29 protein-coding genes are annotated in these 15,024 nt (G+C 62.5%); all 29 read right to left on the bottom strand.

Features of this window, described 5'->3' with window-relative positions; translation table 11 throughout:
• The coding region (locus AC6EI8_RS07560; RefSeq protein ID WP_498381631.1) for a protein-disulfide reductase DsbD N-terminal domain-containing protein at window positions 1-493 on the bottom strand (493 nt) is incomplete at its 3' end.
• A gap of 329 nt (window positions 494-822) precedes the next feature.
• Window positions 823-1,164, bottom strand: a complete 342-nt coding sequence (gene cutA / locus AC6EI8_RS07555) for a divalent-cation tolerance protein CutA (protein WP_149319740.1) — start codon at window positions 1,162-1,164, stop codon at window positions 823-825.
• Window positions 1,165-1,296: 132 nt separating this feature from the next.
• Window positions 1,297-1,692 (bottom strand): 50S ribosomal protein L17, encoded by a 396-nt coding sequence (rplQ, locus tag AC6EI8_RS07550; protein WP_006577446.1) that lies wholly within the window; start codon window positions 1,690-1,692, stop codon window positions 1,297-1,299.
• 163 nt (window positions 1,693-1,855) lie between these two features.
• Window positions 1,856-2,836, bottom strand: a complete 981-nt coding sequence (locus AC6EI8_RS07545; RefSeq protein ID WP_149319741.1) for a DNA-directed RNA polymerase subunit alpha — start codon at window positions 2,834-2,836, stop codon at window positions 1,856-1,858.
• A gap of 178 nt (window positions 2,837-3,014) precedes the next feature.
• Window positions 3,015-3,638, bottom strand: coding sequence for a 30S ribosomal protein S4 (rpsD, locus tag AC6EI8_RS07540; RefSeq protein ID WP_006577444.1), 624 nt, complete (start codon window positions 3,636-3,638; stop codon window positions 3,015-3,017).
• 283 nt (window positions 3,639-3,921) lie between these two features.
• Complete coding sequence (gene rpsK, locus AC6EI8_RS07535; RefSeq protein WP_023264857.1) at window positions 3,922-4,323, bottom strand: 30S ribosomal protein S11; 402 nt, start codon at window positions 4,321-4,323, stop codon at window positions 3,922-3,924.
• Window positions 4,324-4,348: 25 nt separating this feature from the next.
• The gene (gene rpsM / locus AC6EI8_RS07530) at window positions 4,349-4,714 is read right to left on the bottom strand and encodes a 30S ribosomal protein S13 (protein WP_006577443.1); all 366 of its coding nucleotides are present in this window, start codon (window positions 4,712-4,714) and stop codon (window positions 4,349-4,351) included.
• A gap of 19 nt (window positions 4,715-4,733) precedes the next feature.
• On the bottom strand, window positions 4,734-4,850 hold the full coding sequence (gene rpmJ, locus AC6EI8_RS07525) for a 50S ribosomal protein L36 (RefSeq protein ID WP_006160433.1): 117 nt from the start codon (window positions 4,848-4,850) through the stop codon (window positions 4,734-4,736).
• 32 nt (window positions 4,851-4,882) lie between these two features.
• Entirely contained in the window at window positions 4,883-5,101 is a 219-nt protein-coding gene (gene infA / locus AC6EI8_RS07520) for a translation initiation factor IF-1 (RefSeq protein WP_006577442.1), read from the bottom strand.
• 22 nt (window positions 5,102-5,123) lie between these two features.
• Window positions 5,124-6,467: a preprotein translocase subunit SecY gene (gene secY / locus AC6EI8_RS07515; RefSeq protein ID WP_149319742.1), complete on the bottom strand. Its 1,344-nt coding sequence runs from the start codon at window positions 6,465-6,467 to the stop codon at window positions 5,124-5,126.
• A 46-nt stretch (window positions 6,468-6,513) separates the two neighbouring features.
• Window positions 6,514-6,948, bottom strand: a complete 435-nt coding sequence (gene rplO, locus AC6EI8_RS07510; protein WP_006576228.1) for a 50S ribosomal protein L15 — start codon at window positions 6,946-6,948, stop codon at window positions 6,514-6,516.
• 32 nt (window positions 6,949-6,980) lie between these two features.
• The gene (gene rpmD, locus AC6EI8_RS07505) at window positions 6,981-7,163 is read right to left on the bottom strand and encodes a 50S ribosomal protein L30 (protein ID WP_006576229.1); all 183 of its coding nucleotides are present in this window, start codon (window positions 7,161-7,163) and stop codon (window positions 6,981-6,983) included.
• Between the two features lie 14 nt (window positions 7,164-7,177).
• Window positions 7,178-7,696: a 30S ribosomal protein S5 gene (gene rpsE, locus AC6EI8_RS07500; RefSeq protein ID WP_006576230.1), complete on the bottom strand. Its 519-nt coding sequence runs from the start codon at window positions 7,694-7,696 to the stop codon at window positions 7,178-7,180.
• A gap of 20 nt (window positions 7,697-7,716) precedes the next feature.
• On the bottom strand, window positions 7,717-8,073 hold the full coding sequence (rplR, locus tag AC6EI8_RS07495; RefSeq protein WP_149319743.1) for a 50S ribosomal protein L18: 357 nt from the start codon (window positions 8,071-8,073) through the stop codon (window positions 7,717-7,719).
• A gap of 11 nt (window positions 8,074-8,084) precedes the next feature.
• Window positions 8,085-8,618 carry a 50S ribosomal protein L6 gene (gene rplF, locus AC6EI8_RS07490; RefSeq protein WP_149319744.1) on the bottom strand — a complete coding sequence of 178 codons (534 nt, stop codon included), beginning with the start codon at window positions 8,616-8,618 and terminating at the stop codon, window positions 8,085-8,087.
• A 9-nt stretch (window positions 8,619-8,627) separates the two neighbouring features.
• Window positions 8,628-9,023, bottom strand: a complete 396-nt coding sequence (rpsH, locus tag AC6EI8_RS07485) for a 30S ribosomal protein S8 (protein ID WP_006576233.1) — start codon at window positions 9,021-9,023, stop codon at window positions 8,628-8,630.
• A 27-nt stretch (window positions 9,024-9,050) separates the two neighbouring features.
• The gene (rpsN, locus tag AC6EI8_RS07480; protein ID WP_006576234.1) at window positions 9,051-9,356 is read right to left on the bottom strand and encodes a 30S ribosomal protein S14; all 306 of its coding nucleotides are present in this window, start codon (window positions 9,354-9,356) and stop codon (window positions 9,051-9,053) included.
• A 9-nt stretch (window positions 9,357-9,365) separates the two neighbouring features.
• Window positions 9,366-9,908: a 50S ribosomal protein L5 gene (gene rplE / locus AC6EI8_RS07475; RefSeq protein ID WP_006576235.1), complete on the bottom strand. Its 543-nt coding sequence runs from the start codon at window positions 9,906-9,908 to the stop codon at window positions 9,366-9,368.
• 25 nt (window positions 9,909-9,933) lie between these two features.
• Window positions 9,934-10,242: a 50S ribosomal protein L24 gene (gene rplX, locus AC6EI8_RS07470; RefSeq protein ID WP_006576236.1), complete on the bottom strand. Its 309-nt coding sequence runs from the start codon at window positions 10,240-10,242 to the stop codon at window positions 9,934-9,936.
• 9 nt (window positions 10,243-10,251) lie between these two features.
• Window positions 10,252-10,620, bottom strand: coding sequence for a 50S ribosomal protein L14 (gene rplN, locus AC6EI8_RS07465; RefSeq protein ID WP_006576237.1), 369 nt, complete (start codon window positions 10,618-10,620; stop codon window positions 10,252-10,254).
• Between the two features lie 291 nt (window positions 10,621-10,911).
• Window positions 10,912-11,190, bottom strand: a complete 279-nt coding sequence (gene rpsQ, locus AC6EI8_RS07460) for a 30S ribosomal protein S17 (protein ID WP_149319745.1) — start codon at window positions 11,188-11,190, stop codon at window positions 10,912-10,914.
• Entirely contained in the window at window positions 11,187-11,381 is a 195-nt protein-coding gene (gene rpmC, locus AC6EI8_RS07455; protein WP_006576239.1) for a 50S ribosomal protein L29, read from the bottom strand. Before rpmC ends, rpsQ begins: the two co-directional genes overlap by 4 nt.
• A gap of 11 nt (window positions 11,382-11,392) precedes the next feature.
• Complete coding sequence (gene rplP, locus AC6EI8_RS07450; protein ID WP_006576240.1) at window positions 11,393-11,809, bottom strand: 50S ribosomal protein L16; 417 nt, start codon at window positions 11,807-11,809, stop codon at window positions 11,393-11,395.
• Between the two features lie 2 nt (window positions 11,810-11,811).
• Window positions 11,812-12,609 carry a 30S ribosomal protein S3 gene (rpsC, locus tag AC6EI8_RS07445; protein WP_023264853.1) on the bottom strand — a complete coding sequence of 266 codons (798 nt, stop codon included), beginning with the start codon at window positions 12,607-12,609 and terminating at the stop codon, window positions 11,812-11,814.
• Window positions 12,610-12,618: 9 nt separating this feature from the next.
• Window positions 12,619-12,948: a 50S ribosomal protein L22 gene (rplV, locus tag AC6EI8_RS07440; protein ID WP_061956552.1), complete on the bottom strand. Its 330-nt coding sequence runs from the start codon at window positions 12,946-12,948 to the stop codon at window positions 12,619-12,621.
• 9 nt (window positions 12,949-12,957) lie between these two features.
• Window positions 12,958-13,233, bottom strand: a complete 276-nt coding sequence (gene rpsS, locus AC6EI8_RS07435; RefSeq protein ID WP_006576244.1) for a 30S ribosomal protein S19 — start codon at window positions 13,231-13,233, stop codon at window positions 12,958-12,960.
• A 22-nt stretch (window positions 13,234-13,255) separates the two neighbouring features.
• Window positions 13,256-14,086, bottom strand: coding sequence for a 50S ribosomal protein L2 (gene rplB, locus AC6EI8_RS07430; RefSeq protein WP_149319746.1), 831 nt, complete (start codon window positions 14,084-14,086; stop codon window positions 13,256-13,258).
• Window positions 14,087-14,088: 2 nt separating this feature from the next.
• Window positions 14,089-14,403 (bottom strand): 50S ribosomal protein L23, encoded by a 315-nt coding sequence (gene rplW, locus AC6EI8_RS07425; RefSeq protein WP_006576245.1) that lies wholly within the window; start codon window positions 14,401-14,403, stop codon window positions 14,089-14,091.
• Window positions 14,400-15,020 carry a 50S ribosomal protein L4 gene (rplD, locus tag AC6EI8_RS07420; RefSeq protein WP_498381624.1) on the bottom strand — a complete coding sequence of 207 codons (621 nt, stop codon included), beginning with the start codon at window positions 15,018-15,020 and terminating at the stop codon, window positions 14,400-14,402. Before rplD ends, rplW begins: the two co-directional genes overlap by 4 nt.
• Between the last annotated feature and the right edge of the window lie 4 nt (window positions 15,021-15,024).

Below are 15,024 nucleotides of genomic sequence, written 5' to 3'. Positions count from 1 at the left end.
CGTTGGCCGGCGTCGCGTTGGTTGATGTCGCGTTGGCCGGCGTCGCATTGGAGCGGCCGCCGAGCAGCGCGCCGATGCCGGCGCCGCCAACCTCGTACACGCTCTCCATCGGCGGATAGCACAGGCCCTTGTCGGCGCAGCCCTGCGAGGTCACGATCAGCGTCCATTTGCCGTCGGCCGGCGCGGACTCGACCGGCACGCGGATCGTCACCGTGTCGCGGTAGGTCTCCATCTCCTTGCCGAAGGTCTCGTCGAACTTGACCTTGCCGGCGGGCAGGTCGGGCGCGCCGAGCTTGACCTGCGCCGGTTGCGCGGCGAAGGCGAAGCGTTCGCGGTAGAGGTAGTAGCCCGGCGCGACATCGAAGCGGACCTCGACGGTGCGCGGGTCGATGGTGCGCGCGGCGAAGCGGAAGGCCTGCTCCGGCGGCAGGAAGTCGTCCTGGTCGGCCGCGCGGGCCGGGCCGGCGCCGAGGCACAGGCAAACGGCGAGCATCGCCAGGGCGATCGCGGCCAGCGATTGCCAGGCTTGCCAGCCTTGCCAGCTTCGCAGGCCCTGCGAATGCTGCGAGCGCTGAGCGCCCTGCCCCGTGACCATGTCCATCGACCCCAAGCTGCTGCCCATCGTCGGTTCCTGCTGTTATTCGTTATGTCGTTGCGCTGTGTCGTTGCGCTTTGCGTTTGCGCTATGCCGCAGCGCCAGGTCGTTGCGCCATGCGGTTGCACTATGCGGTTGCGCTATACGCCTGCGTTATGCGGTTGCCCTATCTCTCTACGTTCGGCGGCGTCCCGCCGCGTCTTTCCCTGACCTGTCCTGCGGCCGGCTCACGCGCCGCCGTCCGGCCCTGCCGTCTGCTCGCGTACCCAGTCGAGATAGGCCGGCAGGCCCGCTGCGACCGGCAGCGCGACGATCTCGGGCACATCGTAGGGATGGTGCTGGCGGATGACGGCTTCGAGCGCGTCGTAGCGCGCCCGCGTGGTCTTGATCAGCAGCGGCAATTCGCGCGCCGTCTCGACCGCCCCTTGCCACCAGTACTGCGACTCGCATGCCGGCAAACGGTTCACGCACGCCGCCACCCGGGCCTCCAGCAGCGCGCGGGTCAGCGCGGCGGCACTGTCCTCGTCCGGCAGCGTGGTGATCACCACCAATACCTGCGATGCGTCCATCGATATCGCTCCTGCATGACGCCGGCCCAAAAACAAAAGAGCCAGGCAATTGCCTGGCTCGATTGTAAGCGGTTCGCCAATCCGCAGCGCCCGTGGCGGCCGCCGCGTCGGATCGGCGAAGGGGCGAAGGTCTTACTCCGCAGCTTCCTCGGCCGGGGCCTCGGTCACTTCGGGACGATCGACCAGCTCGACCAGCGCCATCGGCGCGTTGTCGCCCTGACGGAAGCCGAACTTGAGGATGCGGGTGTAGCCGCCCGGACGGGTGGCGTAGCGCGGGCCCAGTTCGTTGAACAGCTTCGTGACCATGTCGCGGTCGCGCAGGCGGGCGAAAGCCAGACGGCGGTTGGCGACGGTGTCCTTCTTGGCCAGCGTGATCAGCGGCTCGACGACCTTGCGCAGTTCCTTGGCCTTCGGCAGCGTGGTCTTGATCAGCTCGTGCTGGAACAGCGAGTTGGACATGTTGCGCAGCATCGCGAGACGGTGCGACGAGGTGCGGTTCAGTTTCCGCAAACCATGACGGTGACGCATGATGATTCCTTTCTAGATCAGTGTTTGACCAGCTCTTCTATCGCCAGCGCATTCCCGTCGGGAGCGCGCCGGCGCGGGCCGGTAGTCGGTTTGCGCCGCCTGGCCATCGCTGGCCGGGCGGCAGGGACTGGCAGCGGACGCCGGCTGGCGCCCGCCGCGCAGATTACTTCTCCAGGCCGGCGGGCGGCCAGTTCTCGAGCTTCATGCCGAGCGTCAGGCCACGCGAAGCGAGGACTTCCTTGATCTCGTTGAGCGACTTGCGACCCAGGTTCGGGGTCTTCAGCAGCTCGTTCTCGGTACGCTGGATCAGGTCGCCGATGTAGTAGATGTTCTCGGCCTTCAGGCAGTTGGCCGAGCGCACCGTCAGCTCCAGGTCGTCGACCGGACGCAGCAGGATCGGATCGATCTGCGGCGCGCGGCTCGAAGCGGCTTCCGCCGACGACTCGGTGCCTTCCAGCGCCGCGAATACGGACAGCTGGTCGACCAGGATGCGGGCCGATTGACGGATCGCTTCCTCGGGCGAGATCACGCCGTCGGTTTCGATGTTCATCACCAGCTTGTCCAGGTCGGTACGCTGCTCGACACGGGCCGACTCGACCGCGTACGAGACGCGGCGCACCGGCGAGAACGAGGCGTCCAGCACGATGCGGCCGATCACCTTGTTCGACTCGTCGCCGAACTTGCGAACGTTGCCCGGCACATAGCCGCGGCCCTGTTCGACCTTGATCTGCATGTCCAGCTTGCCGCCGGCCGACAGATGGGCGATCACGTGGCCGGGATTGATGATCTCGACATCGTGCGGCAGCTCGATATCGGCGGCCGTCACCACGCCTTCGCCTTCCTTGCGCAGCGACACCGTGACTTCGTCGCGGTTGTGCAGCTTGAAGACGACGCCCTTCAGGTTCAGCAGCAGGTTGACGACGTCTTCCTGCACGCCGTCGATGGTGGAATATTCGTGGACCACCCCAGCGATCGTCACTTCGGTCGGGGCATAGCCGACCATCGACGACAGCAGCACGCGACGCAGGGCGTTACCGAGCGTATGGCCGTAGCCGCGCTCGAACGGCTCCATCACGACTTTGGCGTGATGATCGCCCAGCGGCTCGACGGCGATGATTTTTGGCTTGAGGAGTGCTGTTTGCATTAGGTTGTCCTTTTCAATACCCTCGGCTCGTTACACCGATAAGGCTGAGTTCTGGAACCCGAAAAAACCCATCGTACGATGGGCAATAAGCCCGGCGCGCCGAAGCGCGCCGGGCTGAAGATGGAGCTCGACGAGAAATCGCAAGCCGCGGCCGTTGTAGGCGAACGGGTCCGGGCGATTAACGCGAATACAATTCGACGATCAGGCTCTCGTTGATGTCGCCCGAGATATCGGCGCGATCCGGCACTTGCTTGAACGTGCCTTCGAACTTCTTGGCATCGACGGCCACCCAGCTCGGGAAACCCGACTGCTCGGCCAGCGACAGCGACTCGGCGATACGAGCCTGCTTCTTGGCCTGTTCGCGGATCGACACCACGTCGCCGACCTTGATCTGCGCCGACGGCACGTTCAGGGTCTGGCCGTTGACCAGGATCGCCTTGTGCGACACCAGCTGGCGCGCTTCGGCACGGGTCGAGCCGAAGCCCATCCGGTACACGACGTTGTCCAGGCGGGTTTCCAGCAGCTGGAGCAGGTTTTCGCCGGTATTGCCCTTGCGGCGGTCGGCCTCGGCAAAGTAGCGGCGGAACTGGCGCTCGAGCACGCCGTAGATGCGCTTGACCTTCTGCTTTTCACGCAGCTGGGTGCCGTAGTCGGAGGTACGGGCGCCCGAGGTACGGCCGTGCTGGCCCGGCTTGCTGTCCAGCTTGCACTTGTCGGCGAGCGAGCGGCGCGCGCTCTTCAGGAACAGGTCGGTGCCTTCACGGCGGGAAAGTTTGGCCTTCGGGCCGGTATAACGTGCCACTTTATCTTCCTTACTGATTCGATCGCGGCGCCAGGATCGACGCGCCGCGAGTCCGCCTGCTGCATCCGCCTTGAGGGACGGTGACGGCGAACGGTGGGCTTATCCAACGCGCGCGGCCGAACGGCTGCGCGCCACACAATGAATTCGCACGGAATTCCGACGATCTGTCCGGCAGCACCCGCTGGCGCGGATGCCTCGCCGACAAAACGCGGCATTCTATCACAACAAGAACGACAGGACCCGCGCCCGGAAAATCCGACGCGGGTCCGGCGATGCCTGGCGCTTAGATACGGCGGCGCTTCGGCGGACGGCAGCCGTTGTGCGGCACCGGCGTGACATCTTCGATCACGGCGATCTTGATGCCCAGCGCGTTCAGCGCGCGCACAGCCGATTCACGACCCGGGCCCGGGCCCTTGATGCGCACTTCCAGGTTCTTGATGCCCTGGTCTTGCGCGACGCGGCCGGCGTTCTCGGCAGCAACCTGGGCTGCGAACGGGGTCGACTTGCGCGAACCCTTGAAGCCCTGGCCACCCGAGGTCGCCCACGAAAGGGCATTGCCCTGACGGTCGGTGATCGTGATGATCGTGTTGTTGAACGAGGCGTGGACGTGCGCGATGCCGTCGGCGACGTTCTTCTTGACCTTCTTACGCGCGCGCTGGGCGGCGTTGTTCGGACCTTTTGCCATTAGTTATCTTCCTCTGCCTTGGGCGTTACTTCTTCAGAGCCACGCCGGCCTTACGCGGACCCTTGCGGGTACGGGCGTTGGTGCGGGTGCGCTGGCCACGCAGCGGCAGGCCGCGGCGGTGACGCAGGCCACGATAGCAACCAAGGTCCATCAGACGCTTGATGTTCATCGTGGTTTCACGACGCAGGTCACCCTCGACCGTGACCTTGCCCACTTCGTCACGAAGCTTTTCCAGGTCGGCGTCGGTCAGATCCTTGACCTTCTTGTCAAAAGGAACGCCAGTGGCCTCGCAAATCTTGCGAGCGCGCGAGCGGCCGATACCGTAAATCGCCGTCAGGCCGATCTCGGTATGCTTGTGATTCGGGATGTTAACCCCTGCGATACGTGCCATTCGTCAATCCTCTTTACGATTAGCCTTGGCGTTGCTTGTGGCGGGGATCCGACGAGCAGATCACGCGCACGACACCGTTGCGCTTGATAACTTTGCAGTTGCGGCAAATGCGCTTAACAGAAGCCAGCACTTTCATGATTTTCCTCTTCCTTCAATTCCTGTTTCGGCTCACTTCGTCCGGAAGACGATGCGCGCGCGTGACAGATCGTATGGCGTCAATTCGACCGTAACTTTGTCCCCCGGCAGAATGCGGATGTAGTGCATCCGCATCTTCCCGGAGATATGGCCCAGTACGACATGGCCATTTTCCAGCTTCACCCTGAAGGTCGCATTGGGCAGGTTTTCGATTACCTCACCCTGCATCTGGATGACGTCGTCTTTAGCCATACCTAGCCTGTCCTGACCCGGCTCAGCGCAAAGTCAGGTTACCTTTGAAATTGGCCTTCTTCAGCAACGACTCATACTGCTGCGACATGACATAGGACTGAACCTGGGCCATGAAGTCCATCGTGACGACCACGATGATCAGCAGCGAAGTTCCGCCGAAATAGAACGGCACGTTCCAGCGCAGCACCAGGAATTCCGGCAACAGGCAGACCAGTGTGATGTAGATCGCACCAGCCAGCGTCAGTCGCACCAGAATCTTGTCGATATAGCGCGTCGTCTGCTCGCCAGGACGGATGCCCGGAATGAAGGCACCGCTTTTCTTCAGGTTGTCCGCGACTTCCCGGCTGTTGTACACCAACGCCGTATAGAAGAAGCAGAAGAACACGATTGCCGCAGCATAGAGCAGGATGTACACCGGTTGGCCGGGCGACAGGGTCGCGGCCAGGTCCTTGATGAACCTGCCCACGGCGCCGGTCGAATCCGACGTGAACCAGCCCGCGATCGTCGCCGGGAACAGGATGATCGACGATGCGAAGATCGGCGGAATCACCCCTGCCATGTTCAGCTTCAGCGGCAGGTGCGACGACTGGCCGCCGTACACCTTGTTGCCGACCTGACGCTTGGCATAGTTCACCAGGATCTTGCGCTGGCCGCGTTCGACGAACACCACCGCGAATGTCACCGCGATCACGATCGCCACGATGAAGATCGCCGCGATGATGCTCATCGAGCCGGTACGAACCAGTTCGAACAGCCCGCCGATCGCATTGGGCAAGCCCGCCGCGATACCGCCGAAGATGATGATCGAGATGCCGTTGCCCAGTCCGCGCTCGGTGATCTGCTCACCCAGCCACATCAGGAACATCGTGCCGGTCACCAGCGTGATCACCGCGGTAGCGCGGAACATCATGCCGGGGTCGATCACCAGGCCCGGTTGCGACTCGAGCGCGACCGCGATCGAGAACGCCTGGAAGGTCGCCAGCAGCACGGTCCCGTAACGGGTGTACTGGGTGATCTTCCGCTGTCCGGCCTGCCCTTCCTTCTTCAGCGATTCCAGCTGCGGCAGCACGATCGTCAGCAACTGCATGATGATCGACGCCGAGATGTACGGCATGATGCCGAGCGCGAACACGGTGAAGCGCGACAGCGCGCCTCCCGAGAACAGGTTGAACATCCCGAGGATGCCACCCGACTGACTCTGGAACAGCTGCGCCAGTTGCTCCGGATCGATTCCCGGCACCGGAATATGCGCACCGATGCGGTAGACGATCAGGGCCAGCACCAGGAACATCAGCCGGCGCTTGAGATCGCCGTACTTCGCCGTGTTCCTGGCCTGTGCGCTTGCATTGGGTTTCGCCGTGGCCAAACGATGCTCCGACTTGTGACTCGCCTATGCTGCGAAATCTGCTTACTTACTCCGCGATCTGACCGCCCGCGGCTTCGATCGCTGCCTTGGCGCCAGCGGTGGCGCCCAGACCCTTGATCGTCACCTTGCGGGTCAGCTCGCCGGCCTTGATGACCTTGGCGCTCTTGACCAGGTCGCTGACCAGACCGGCCTGCTTCAGAACCAGCAGGTCGACTTCGGCCGCTTCCAGGCGCTCCAGATCACGCAGCGTGACTTCGGCGGTGAACGCCTTGGTCAGCGACGTGAAGCCGCGCTTCGGCAGACGACGGTACAGCGGCATCTGGCCGCCTTCGAAGCCCACCTTGTGGAAGCCGCCCGAACGCGACTTCTGACCCTTGTGACCGCGACCGGCGGTCTTGCCCAGGCCGGAGCCGATACCGCGGCCGACGCGACGCTTGGCGTGCTTCGAACCGGCGGCCGGTTTCAGGTTGTTCAGTTGCATATTGCTCTCCATATCCCGATCTTGGCCCAGGCTCAGCCGATGACCTTCACCAGGTACGAGACCTTGTTGATCATGCCGCGCACGGCCGGCGTATCCTGCAATTCCGACACCGAGTTGAGGCGGCGCAGGCCAAGACCACGAACGGTGGCGCGATGATCCTCGCGCGTGCCGATCAGGCTGCGCACGAGTTGCACTTTTACGGTTTTCTGCGACATTTCGTTCACCTGCCTTAACCGAGGATGTCTTCGACAGACTTGCCACGCTTGGCGGCGATTTCGCCCGGCGTGCTCATCTTCTGCAGACCGTCCAGCGTGGCGCGAACCATGTTGTACGGGTTGGTCGAGCCGTGCGACTTGGTGACCACGTTGGTCACGCCCATCACCTCGAAGATCGCGCGCATCGGGCCGCCGGCGATCACGCCGGTACCTTCCTTCGCCGGCATCATCAGCACCTTGGCGGCGCCGTGCTTGCCAACGACTTCGTGCTGCAGCGTGCCGTTCTTCAGCGGGACCTTGACCATCTTGCGACGGGCTTCGTCCATTGCCTTCTGCACGGCCACCGGCACTTCCTTCGCCTTGCCCTTGCCCATGCCGATGCGGCCATCGCCGTCACCGACCACGGTCAGCGCAGCGAAACCGAGGATCCGGCCGCCCTTCACCACCTTGGTGACGCGGTTGACCGAGATCATCTTCTCGCGGAGGCCGTCGTCGCGTTCGTCCTGCTGGACTTTTGCTTGCATCTTTGCCATGACGTATCTCTCTTAAGCGCTTAGAACTTGAGGCCGGCTTCGCGGGCAGCGTCAGCCAGGGCCTTCACGCGACCGTGGAAGCGGAAGCCGGCGCGATCGAACGCGACGGTTTCCACGCCGGCAGCCTTCGCCTTCTCGGCGATGCGCTTGCCGACCACGGTGGCAGCAGCGGTGGTGGCACCGCTGCCGGCCAGTTCCTTGCGCACTTCTGCTTCGACGGTCGAAGCCGACGCCACCACCTGGGTGCCGCACGGCGAGTAGACCTGAGCGTAAATATGCGTATTCGTACGGAACACAGTCAGACGATTGACCTTCAGCTCGGCAATCTTGGCGCGGGTCTGACGTGCACGGCGCAAACGAGCGTCTTTCTTGTTCATCACTGCACCCCTTACTTCTTCTTGGTTTCCTTCAGGATGACGCGCTCGTCTGCGTAGCGAACACCCTTGCCCTTGTAGGGCTCGGGCGGACGGTACGCGCGGACTTCCGCGGCAACCTGACCGACTTTCTGCTTGTCCGCACCCTTGATGATGATCTCGGTCTGCGTCGGCGTTTCCGCCTTCACGCCTTCCGGCATCTCATGGATCACGTCGTGCGAGAAACCAAGCTGGAGCTTCAGCGCAGCGCCTTGCAGCTGGGCACGATAGCCCACGCCTACCAGGGTCAGCTTGCGCTCGAAACCGGTGGTCACGCCCTTGACCATATTGGCCACCAGAGCACGCATGGTGCCCTGCAGAGCGTTTGCTTCGCGCGATTCGTCAGCGGCGGCGAAGGTCAGCGTGTCGTTCTCGACGTTGACCTTGACCAGGCTGTGAATCGGCTGGGACAGCGTACCGAGCGGGCCCTTGACGGTGAGCACGCCGGCCGCCACATTCACTTCCGCGCCTTTCGGCAGCGCGATGGGAGCCTTACCTACACGGGACATGGTTACTCCTTACGCGACGTAGCAGATGACTTCGCCGCCCACGCCCGTGGCACGTGCCGCGCGATCGGTCATCAGACCCTTGGGGGTCGAGATGATCGCGACGCCCAGGCCGTTCATCACTTGCGGGATTTCGCTGCGGCCTTTGTACACGCGCAGACCGGGCTTCGACACGCGTTCGATGCGCTCGATCACCGGACGGCCGGCGTAGTACTTCAGACCGATGGTCAGTTGTGCCTTGCCGCCTTCCTCGGCGACAGCGTAGTCGTCGATATAGCCTTCGTCCTTCAGGACCTTGGCGATCGCCACTTTCAGCTTCGACGACGGCATGACAACCGACGCCTTCTGCACGCCCTGGGCGTTGCGGATGCGCGTCAGCATATCGGCGATAGGATCGCTCATGCTCATACTGTTTCTCCTGTAGCCTGTGCGTAATTACCAGCTGGCTTTCGTCAGACCCGGAATTTCGCCCTTGAAGGCGATCTCGCGGATCTTGTTACGCGCCAGGCCAAACTTGCGGAAGGTACCGCGGGGACGACCGGTGATCGCGCAGCGATTGCGCTGGCGGGTCGGATTGGCGTTGCGCGGCAGCTGTTGCAGCTCCAGGCGCGCTTCGTAACGCTCTTCTTCCGACTTCGCTTGGTCGTCGATAATGGCCTTGAGGGCAGCGCGCTTCTCGGCGTACTTCGCCGCGAGCTTCGCGCGCTTCTTCTCACGTTCAATCAGAGCCAATTTAGCCACGGTTACCCCTTAATTGCGGAACGGGAACTTGAATGCGGCGAGGAGCTCCTTGGCTTCCTCGTCATTCTTCGCCGTCGTCGTGATGCTGATGTTCAGACCGCGCAGCGCGTCGATCTTGTCGTACTCGATTTCGGGGAAGATGATCTGCTCTTTCACACCGATGTTGTAGTTGCCACGGCCGTCGAACGACTTGCCGGACACACCACGGAAATCGCGCACGCGCGGCAGGGCCACGGTGACGAAACGGTCGAGGAATTCCCACATCCGTTCGCCACGCAGGGTCACCATCGCACCGATGGGATAGCCCTGGCGAATCTTGAAGCCGGCGATGGCCTTGCGGGCCTTCGTCACGACCGGCTTCTGACCAGCGATCTTGGTCAGGTCGCCCACTGCCAGTTCGATGACCTTCTTGTCATTGATGGCTTCGCCCAGACCCATGTTCAGCGTGATCTTGGTGATGCGGGGCACCTCCATGACCGACTTGTAGCCGAACTTCTTCATCAGGGCCGGAACGACCTGTTCTTTGTACTGCTCTTGCAGACGTGCTGCCATGCTCAACTCCTATCCGTGCCCAGAATCAAGCGGCGACGACGGCGCCGGTGGTCTTGAGCACGCGCACGCGCTTGCCTTCCACCAGCTTGATGCCGACGCGCGACGGCTTGCCATTGGCATCCACGAGCGCAACGTTGGAAATATGCAGGGGCATGACCTTGTCGATCACGCCACCGGTCGTGCCCAGCATCGGGTTCGGACGTGCGTGCTTCTTCGCGACGTTCACGCCCTCGACGGCGACCTTGTCGCCCAGCACGGCCTGGACCTTGCCGCGCTTGCCCTTGTCCTTGCCGGTCAGGACGATGACCTCGTCGCCTTTGCGAATCTTGTTCATGGCGGCTCCTTACAGCACTTCCGGTGCGAGCGACACGATCTTCATGAAGCGCTCGGTACGGAGTTCACGAGTCACCGGCCCGAAGATACGGGTGCCGATCGGCTCGAGCTTGTTGTTCAGCAGGACAGCGGCATTGCCGTCGAACTTGACGAGCGAACCGTCCGCGCGGCGCACGCCCTTGGCGGTGCGGACCACGACGGCGTTGTAGATATCGCCCTTCTTCACGCGACCGCGCGGCGCTGCGTCCTTGACGGTCACCTTGATGATGTCGCCTACGCTCGCATAGCGGCGCTTGGACCCACCCAGCACTTTGATGCACAGCACTTCGCGCGCACCCGTGTTATCGGCCACTTCGAGCCGGCTTTCTGTCTGAATCATGGTGTTTGTCTTCCCAACTTAATCCACCGGGCCCACGAAAAAGGTACGCCCGCCGGTCAGTCTTGGTCCCGTCGGCCACCGGCATTGCGCCAGTCACCGTTTGGGTTGATCAACTTGAAGTCGGTGTGCCAGGCGGTCTGAACGATGTGACAAGTCAGGAGCCGCTAGGCCTGGGGTTCGCTTTAACGGACCGCCCGGGTGGTGTTACAAGAGACGGCCGCAATAAAGCGGAAGTCCAGGATTATAGCACATAACCCTGGACCTGCAAGTCAACCGAGAACCTGTTGGTTCTTAGATGACGCGCGCTGCTTCGACCAGCCGGGAAACGACCCAGGACTTGGTCCGCGAGATCGGACGGCCTTCCTGGATCTCGACCTTGTCGCCTTCCTTGTACTGGTTGGCTTCGTCATGCGCCTTGTACTTCTTCGAGCGCAGCACGTACTTGCCATACAGCGGGTGCTTGACACGGTTTTCGACCAGGACCGTCACGGTCTTGTCCATCTTGTCGCTTACCACGCGGCCGACCAGGGTACGGCGAAGCGACGATTCCGTTTGTGCAGTTTCAGTCATTTCGAGTTCGCCTTTTCGTTCAGCACGGTATGCACCCGCGCGATGTCCTTGCGCACCTTCTTCAGCTGGCTGGTGTTCTGCAGCTGTTGGGTGGCCTTTTGCATGCGCAGGCTAAATTGGGCCTTCAGGAGCTCGGAGAGCTCTTGGTTCAGGCCTGCGGCGTCCTTGCCGCGAAGTTCGGATGCTTTCATCCCTGCTCTCCTTACGTCCCGACCTGGCGCACCACGAAATTGGTCGCGATCGGCAGCTTGGCCGCCGCGAGGCGGAACGCCTCACGCGCCAGCTCTTCGCTCACGCCATCCATTTCGTACAGCATCTTGCCCGGCTGGATTTCAGCCACGTAGTATTCCGGATTGCCCTTGCCGTTACCCATACGGACTTCGGCGGGCTTCTTCGAGATCGGCTTGTCCGGGAAGATCCGGATCCAGATGCGGCCGCCACGCTTGATGTGGCGGGTCATCGCACGACGTGCCGACTCGATCTGACGAGCCGTCAGACGGCCACGGCCCATTGCCTTCAGGCCGAATTCGCCGAAAGACACGGCGTTGCCACGGGTAGCCTTACCCGTGTTGCGGCCTTTCTGCTCCTTGCGATATTTTCTGCGCTTCGGTTGCAGCATCGTTATTCTCCACTCTTCGCGTCTGCGCCAGGCGCAGCGCGGCGACCGGCACCAGCGCCACCGCGGCGGTTGCCACCCGGACGGCCTTCACCGTCACGACGGCGACCGTCCGGACGACCCGGGCGACGACGACGTTCGTCTTGCGGCTCTTCCACCACCGGCGCGTCGTTGCGGCCGAGGTGATCACCCTTGTAGACCCACACCTTGACACCGATGATGCCGTAGGTGGTTTCCGCTTCGGAGAAGCCGTAGTCGATGTCGGCACGCAGGGTATGCAGGGGCACGCGGCCCTCGCGGTACCACTCGGTACGTGCGATTTCGATACCGTTCAGACGGCCCGAGCTCATGATCTTGATGCCCTGGGCGCCCAGGCGCATCGCGTTCTGCATCGCGCGCTTCATCGCGCGGCGGAACATGATGCGGCGCTCGAGCTGCTGGGTGATCGAGTCGGCGATCAGCTGAGCATCGGTTTCCGGCTTGCGGATTTCCTCGATGTTCACGTGCACGGGCACGCCCATGCGACGCTGCAGCTCGGCCTTCAGCAGTTCGATGTCCTCACCCTTCTTGCCGATCACCACGCCCGGACGCGAGCTGTAGATGGTGAGACGGGCATTGCGGGCGGGGCGCTCGATGACGACGCGGCCCACCGAAGCGTTCTTGAGCTTCTTCTTCAGAAAGTCGCGAACTTCGATGTCTTCCTTCAGCATGCCGGCGAACTTCGTGTTGTTGGCGTACCAACGCGAAGCCCAGTTACGGCTGACGGCCAGACGGAAGCCAGTCGGATGAATCTTCTGTCCCATCGTGACTCCTTAGTTGCCGAGCGTCACAGTGATGTGACAGGTTTGTTTCTCGATGCGGTTGCCGCGGCCCTTTGCCCGTGCGGTGAAGCGCTTGAGCGAGGTTGCCTTGTCGACGTAGATCGATTTGACCTTCAGCTCGTCGATGTCGGCGCCTTCGTTGTGCTCGGCGTTGGCGATGGCCGATTCGACCACCTTCTTCACGATCCCGGCGGCCTTCTTCGGGCTGAACGCCAGGATGTTGAGCGCGCGCTCGATCGGCAGACCACGGATCTGGTCGGCGACCAGGCGCGTCTTCTGGGCGGAGATGCGGGCACCGCGATGAATCGCTTTCACTTCCATGATGGCACCTTACCTCTTCGCTTTCTTGTCAGCCGCGTGGCCCTTGAACGTGCGCGTCAGCGCAAATTCACCGAGCTTGTGGCCGACCATGTTTTCCGTGACGTACACCGGCACGTGTTGACGGCCGTTGTGGACGGCGATCGTCAGGCCGATGAACTCCGGCAGAATGGTCGAGCGGCGCGACCACGTCTTGATGGGTTTCTTGTCCTTGCCGCTGACAGCCGTTTCCACCTTCTTCAGCAGGTGGGCGTCACAGAAAGGACCCTTTTTTGCAGAACGAGTCATGTGTTTAGCTCCTACCTACCGATTAACGCTTGTGGCGGCGCTGCACGATCATGCTGGCAGTGCGCTTGTTGCTGCGGGTGCGGTAACCCTTGGTCGGGGTGCCCCACGGCGACACAGGATCGCGACCAGCAGCGGTACGGCCTTCACCACCACCGTGCGGGTGGTCGATCGGGTTCATCACCACGCCGCGGACGGTCGGGCGAATACCGCGCCAGCGCGTCGCGCCGGCCTTGCCGATCACGCGCAGGCTGTGCTCTTCGTTGCCCACTTCACCGATGGTGGCGCGGCATTCGATATGCACGCGGCGCACTTCACCGGAGCGCAGACGCACCTGGGCGTAGACGCCTTCGCGAGCCAGCAGCACGGCGGAACCGCCGGCGGCACGCGCGATCTGGGCGCCCTTGCCCGGCAGCATTTCCACGTTGTTGATCGTGGTACCGACCGGGATGTTGCGGATCGGCAGGTTGTTGCCGGCCTTGATCGGGGCTTCGGCGCCGTTCATCAGCTGCTGGCCGGCAACCATGCCCTTGGTGGCGATGATGTAGCGGCGCTCGCCGTCGGCGAACAGCACCAGCGCGATGTTGGCGCTGCGGTTCGGATCGTATTCCAGGCGCTCGACCTTGGCGGGGATGCCGTCCTTGTCGTTGCGCTTGAAGTCGACCACACGGTAGTGATGCTTGTGGCCACCGCCCTTGTGACGGGTGGTGATGTGGCCATTGTTGTTACGGCCCGACTTCTGGAATTGCTTTTCCAGCAGCGGCGCGTACGGTTCGCCCTTGTGCAGGTTGCGGTTGACAACCTTCACCATCGAGCGGCGACCCGGGGAAGTCGGCTTGGTCTTGACGAGTGCCATGATTACTTGGCCTCCGCTTCAAAATTGATTTCCTGACCCGGCTTCAGCGACACGTAGGCCTTCTTCACATGGTTGCGACGACCCATGAAGCGACCGAAACGCTTTTGCTTGCCCTTCTGGTTCAGGATCTGAACGGACTGCACCTCGACCTTGAACAGCAGTTCGACCGCCGCCTTCACTTCCGCCTTGTTGGCGTCGCGAGCGACTTCGAACACCACTTGTTCGTTCTTGTCGGCGACCAGGGTTGCCTTTTCGGAAACCACCGGCGCGAGCAGCACCTGCATCAAACGATGATCGTTCTTGGCTACTTGCGTCATTTGAGCAACTCCTCGATCTGCGCGACGGCCGCCTTGGTCACCAGCACCTTCTTGTAGTGCACGAGCGACAGCGGATCGGCGTAGCGCGGCTCGACAACCGCCACGTGCGGCAGGTTGCGCGAAGCCAGGTAGAGGTTTTCGTCGAGGTTGTCGGTGATGATCAGCACCGAGTCCAGACCCATGGCCTTGAACTTGTCGGCCAGCAGCTTGGTCTTGGGCGCGTCGACGGAGAAACCCTCCACCACGTTGATACGACCTTCCCGGGCCAGCTGCGAATAGATCGAGCGCATGCCGGCACGGAACATCTTCTTGTTGACCTTCTGGCTGAAGTTCTCTTCCGGCGAGTTCGGGAAGATACGGCCGCCCCCGCGCCACAGCGGCGACGAGGACATACCGGCACGAGCACGGCCCGTACCCTTCTGACGCCACGGCTTCTTCGTGGTGTGCTTGACCTCTTCGCGGTCCTTCTGCTTCCGGTTGCCGCTACGCGCGTTGGCCTGGTAAGCGACGACGATCTGGTGAACCAGAGCTTCGTTGTAATCGCGGCCGAAGACTTCGGGCGAGGCGGAGACGCCTGCACCGATCTGGCCGTTGTCCTGGAGGAGCTTAAGTTCCATGTGT

Source organism: Cupriavidus sp. R6-3 (assembly GCF_059772245.1).
The sequence above is the reverse complement of the archived record's forward strand: the minus strand, read 5'-3'. Positions and strand labels throughout refer to the sequence as shown.

Excerpts from the sequence above, each read along its gene's own strand:
- cutA (WP_149319740.1), bottom strand. The coding sequence starts at position 1,164 with ATGGACGCATCGCAGGTATTGGTGGTGATCACCACGCTGCCGGACGAG.
- rplQ (WP_006577446.1), bottom strand. The coding sequence starts at position 1,692 with ATGCGTCACCGTCATGGTTTGCGGAAACTGAACCGCACCTCGTCGCAC.
- AC6EI8_RS07545 (WP_149319741.1), bottom strand. The coding sequence starts at position 2,836 with ATGCAAACAGCACTCCTCAAGCCAAAAATCATCGCCGTCGAGCCGCTG.
- rpsK (WP_023264857.1), bottom strand. The coding sequence starts at position 4,323 with ATGGCAAAAGGTCCGAACAACGCCGCCCAGCGCGCGCGTAAGAAGGTC.
- rpsM (WP_006577443.1), bottom strand. The coding sequence starts at position 4,714 with ATGGCACGTATCGCAGGGGTTAACATCCCGAATCACAAGCATACCGAG.
- rpmJ (WP_006160433.1), bottom strand. The coding sequence starts at position 4,850 with ATGAAAGTGCTGGCTTCTGTTAAGCGCATTTGCCGCAACTGCAAAGTT.
- infA (WP_006577442.1), bottom strand. The coding sequence starts at position 5,101 with ATGGCTAAAGACGACGTCATCCAGATGCAGGGTGAGGTAATCGAAAAC.
- rplO (WP_006576228.1), bottom strand. The coding sequence starts at position 6,948 with ATGCAACTGAACAACCTGAAACCGGCCGCCGGTTCGAAGCACGCCAAG.
- rpmD (WP_006576229.1), bottom strand. The coding sequence starts at position 7,163 with ATGTCGCAGAAAACCGTAAAAGTGCAACTCGTGCGCAGCCTGATCGGC.
- rpsE (WP_006576230.1), bottom strand. The coding sequence starts at position 7,696 with ATGGCAAAGATGCAAGCAAAAGTCCAGCAGGACGAACGCGACGACGGC.
- rplR (WP_149319743.1), bottom strand. The coding sequence starts at position 8,073 with ATGAACAAGAAAGACGCTCGTTTGCGCCGTGCACGTCAGACCCGCGCC.
- rplF (WP_149319744.1), bottom strand. The coding sequence starts at position 8,618 with ATGTCCCGTGTAGGTAAGGCTCCCATCGCGCTGCCGAAAGGCGCGGAA.
- rpsH (WP_006576233.1), bottom strand. The coding sequence starts at position 9,023 with ATGAGCATGAGCGATCCTATCGCCGATATGCTGACGCGCATCCGCAAC.
- rplE (WP_006576235.1), bottom strand. The coding sequence starts at position 9,908 with ATGGCAGCACGTCTGCAAGAGCAGTACAAAGAACAGGTCGTTCCGGCC.
- rplX (WP_006576236.1), bottom strand. The coding sequence starts at position 10,242 with ATGAACAAGATTCGCAAAGGCGACGAGGTCATCGTCCTGACCGGCAAG.
- rplN (WP_006576237.1), bottom strand. The coding sequence starts at position 10,620 with ATGATTCAGACAGAAAGCCGGCTCGAAGTGGCCGATAACACGGGTGCG.
- rpsQ (WP_149319745.1), bottom strand. The coding sequence starts at position 11,190 with ATGACTGAAACTGCACAAACGGAATCGTCGCTTCGCCGTACCCTGGTC.
- rpmC (WP_006576239.1), bottom strand. The coding sequence starts at position 11,381 with ATGAAAGCATCCGAACTTCGCGGCAAGGACGCCGCAGGCCTGAACCAA.
- rplP (WP_006576240.1), bottom strand. The coding sequence starts at position 11,809 with ATGCTGCAACCGAAGCGCAGAAAATATCGCAAGGAGCAGAAAGGCCGC.
- rpsC (WP_023264853.1), bottom strand. The coding sequence starts at position 12,609 with ATGGGACAGAAGATTCATCCGACTGGCTTCCGTCTGGCCGTCAGCCGT.
- rplV (WP_061956552.1), bottom strand. The coding sequence starts at position 12,948 with ATGGAAGTGAAAGCGATTCATCGCGGTGCCCGCATCTCCGCCCAGAAG.
- rpsS (WP_006576244.1), bottom strand. The coding sequence starts at position 13,233 with ATGACTCGTTCTGCAAAAAAGGGTCCTTTCTGTGACGCCCACCTGCTG.
- rplB (WP_149319746.1), bottom strand. The coding sequence starts at position 14,086 with ATGGCACTCGTCAAGACCAAGCCGACTTCCCCGGGTCGCCGCTCGATG.
- rplW (WP_006576245.1), bottom strand. The coding sequence starts at position 14,403 with ATGACGCAAGTAGCCAAGAACGATCATCGTTTGATGCAGGTGCTGCTC.
- rplD (WP_498381624.1), bottom strand. The coding sequence starts at position 15,020 with ATGGAACTTAAGCTCCTCCAGGACAACGGCCAGATCGGTGCAGGCGTC.